Source organism: Syntrophomonas sp. (assembly GCF_028707975.1).
Taxonomy (GTDB): Bacteria; Bacillota; Syntrophomonadia; order Syntrophomonadales; family Syntrophomonadaceae; genus Syntrophomonas.
On record NZ_JAQVZX010000169.1, the window covers coordinates 1 to 2805 of the forward strand.

At 49.0% G+C, this 2805-nt stretch carries 2 protein-coding genes; both read left to right on the forward strand.

Features of this window, described 5'->3' with window-relative positions; translation table 11 throughout:
- Positions 1-1886 (forward strand): ribonuclease R (rnr, locus tag PHP87_RS11765; RefSeq protein ID WP_299921604.1); only part of this gene is annotated, 1886 nt, incomplete at its 5' end.
- Positions 1887-2154: 268 nt separating this feature from the next.
- Entirely contained in the window at positions 2155-2628 is a 474-nt protein-coding gene (gene smpB, locus PHP87_RS11770) for an SsrA-binding protein SmpB (protein WP_299921606.1), read from the forward strand.
- The last annotated feature ends 177 nt before the right edge of the window (positions 2629-2805 follow it).

The following is a 2805-nucleotide window of genomic DNA, read 5'->3' on the forward strand; positions in this document are numbered from 1 at the left end:
AGGGTTTTGGCGTTTTAGTACCTGATAAAGCAAGCCGTGAAGAGGTATTTGTTTATGGCAAGAAACTCAACGGGGCTATGCATAATGACCGGGTGATGGTAAGGATACAGGAAAAGGGATATAATGGCCAGCGGCCGGAGGGTACGGTCATCAGAATCCTGGCCCGCAACACCCGGGAACTGGTAGGGACCTTTACCAAAGGCCGCCACCTGCTGCAAGTGGTTCCAGATGATTCCCGGCAGATTTACCCTATCTATGTTAAAGCCTCGCGTAAATGGAAAGCCAAAGAAGGAGACAAGGTATTGGTCAGGATTAGCTCCTGGCCTGAACGGGACAAGGTGGCCGAGGGTAAAATCGTGGAAGTGTTGGGACGCAAGGGAGAGGCGGGTGTTGATCTTAAAGTTTTGGCCAAAAAACATGGCCTGCGCCTGGAATTTCCCGATAATGTGCTTGAAGAAGCCCAGTCCGTGGCTGTTGCGGTCACAGCAGAAGAGATATCCCGGCGTCGGGACTTGCGGGACTGGCGTATGGTAACCATTGACGGTGAAGATGCCAAAGACCTGGATGATGCGGTTTCTATTAAAAAGACTTCGGAAGGCTACAAGCTGGGGGTGCATATTGCTGATGTCTCCCATTATGTTAAAGAAGACAGCAAGTTAGATCGGGAAGCCTTTAAGCGCGGCACCAGTGTTTACCTGATAGATAAAGTTCTGCCCATGCTGCCGGTGGAATTATCCAATAATATCTGCAGCCTCAATCCTCAGGTCGAGCGCCTGGCTATAAGCTGTATAATGGATATTGATTCCTGGGGGCAGGTAGTGGATTATGAGGTTTGCAAGTCGGTAATCCAGATAAATGAACGCATGACTTACCGTGATGTAAATCGTATTCTGGCCGATAATCCCCCGGCCTTAAAGAAGCGATACGGGGAACTGATAGAGGATTTCTTCCTGATGAAAGAACTAGCTGATATCTTGCGCCGTTCCCGCTTAAATCGGGGGATGCTGGATTTTGATTTTCCCGAAAGCAAGGTAATAGTGGACGAAGAGGGTTTTCCCCTGGAAGTCAAACGGGCCGAGCGCGGTCCGGGTGAAATGCTGATAGAAGATTTTATGATAAAAGCCAATGAAGTGGTAGCAGAACACCTGCATAAGCTGGGGCTTCCCGCCTTGTATCGGGTCCATGAAAAACCGGATGAAGAAGCTATTGGCGAGTTAAACAAGGTGTTGGCGGTATTTGGGCATAAGATAAAGGGACATAAAGTCAGCCCCATGCTTTTTCAAGGGATACTGGCCGACATCAAAGGGCGGCCGGAGGAGCAAATGATTTCCTTGATGATTTTACGCTCCATGAAACATGCTTCCTATCTGCCCGAGCCCCGGGGTCATTTTGGTCTGGCTTCCCCCTACTACTGCCATTTTACCAGTCCTATCCGGCGTTATCCCGACCTTATAGTTCATCGGGTGCTCAGCAGCCTCTTGGATGGGGGTATGACTGCCCGTAAGAAGAGCAGCCTGGAAAAGAAGATGACTATTTACGGAGAACAATCCAGCCTGCAGGAGATGAAAGCCGAGGAGGCGGAAAGAGAGCTCCTGGATGTAAAAAAGGCCCAGTATATGTCCCAGTTTGTTGGTGATGAATTCTCAGCTCGCATCTCTTCCGTCCAAGCCTTTGGATTTTTTGTAGCCCTGGAAAACACGGTTGAGGGCCTGGTGCATATCTCCAGCATAGCTGACGATTACTACCTGTTTAGTGATCGTACCTATACTCTGCGTGGCCGGCATAGTGGGAGAAAATTTGCTATCGGCGATCAAGTTCGGGTGCAACTGGTTAGAGTGGATGTGGATGAAGGCAAGATCGATTTTGAATTGCTCCAGGATGAGTAAAAGCGTTTCACCTCCCATACCTGCTAACTTTTTTCATCCCGGCACTCAGAAACGATAATGCTTAATAAAACATATCGAGGTTTGGCTGAGTGCCAGGAGTTTGTCAACAACCCCGTCCCCCTGTGATTCAGACCCGGGGTAACCTTGACGGAAGCGATGAATCTGAGCTATAATATGAGCGTAGGCAATAGAAAAACCCTGGTCTCAGCAACAGCTTTTGGCCCGAGACGAGGGTTTGTTTTATCTTTAATAGCTTGAGGTGTGAAAGATGGGCAAGAAGGGCAAAGGGATTAAGCCGGTGGTGGACAACCGCCGCGCCCGCTACGAATATCATATCAAAGAAAACCTGGAAGCCGGTCTGGTACTGGTGGGAACCGAGGTCAAATCACTGCGCATGGGTAAAGCCAACTTGCGTGATGCCTATGCTGTGGTCAAAGATGGGGAGATCTGGGTCAACAATTTCCATATCAGCCCCTATGACAAAGGCAACCAGTTCAACCATGATCCTTTGCGGCCCAAAAAGCTCCTTTTGCACCGGCGGGAAATAAATCGCCTGCATGCTTTACAGAGGGAAAAAGGCCTGACCTTGATTCCCTTGAAGATTTACTTCAAAGAAGGCCGGGCCAAAATGGATCTAGCGGTAGCAGTAGGGAAAAAACTCTATGACAAGCGCGAGGATATAGCCAACCGCGATGCCCGGCGCGATATGGAACGCAGCCTAAAAGAGAGGAACCGTGCTTAGGGTTAAGCTGGGGAAAAGAAGTAGCACCCGCAGGGTGCAAGTTCAAAACTTACAACTTAAATGTTTATCACCGTTGACAATATCAACGACAGGGTTTATCATGGCTTTTGCAGTTAAGATTAATTAATATGGGGGCGTACTGGTTTCGACGGGGGATAAGATGGGTTGAGCAGCGAG

Bases quoted from the DNA above. Each gene is read 5' to 3' on its own strand.
- smpB (WP_299921606.1), top strand. From the start codon at position 2,155: ATGGGCAAGAAGGGCAAAGGGATTAAGCCGGTGGTGGACAACCGCCGC.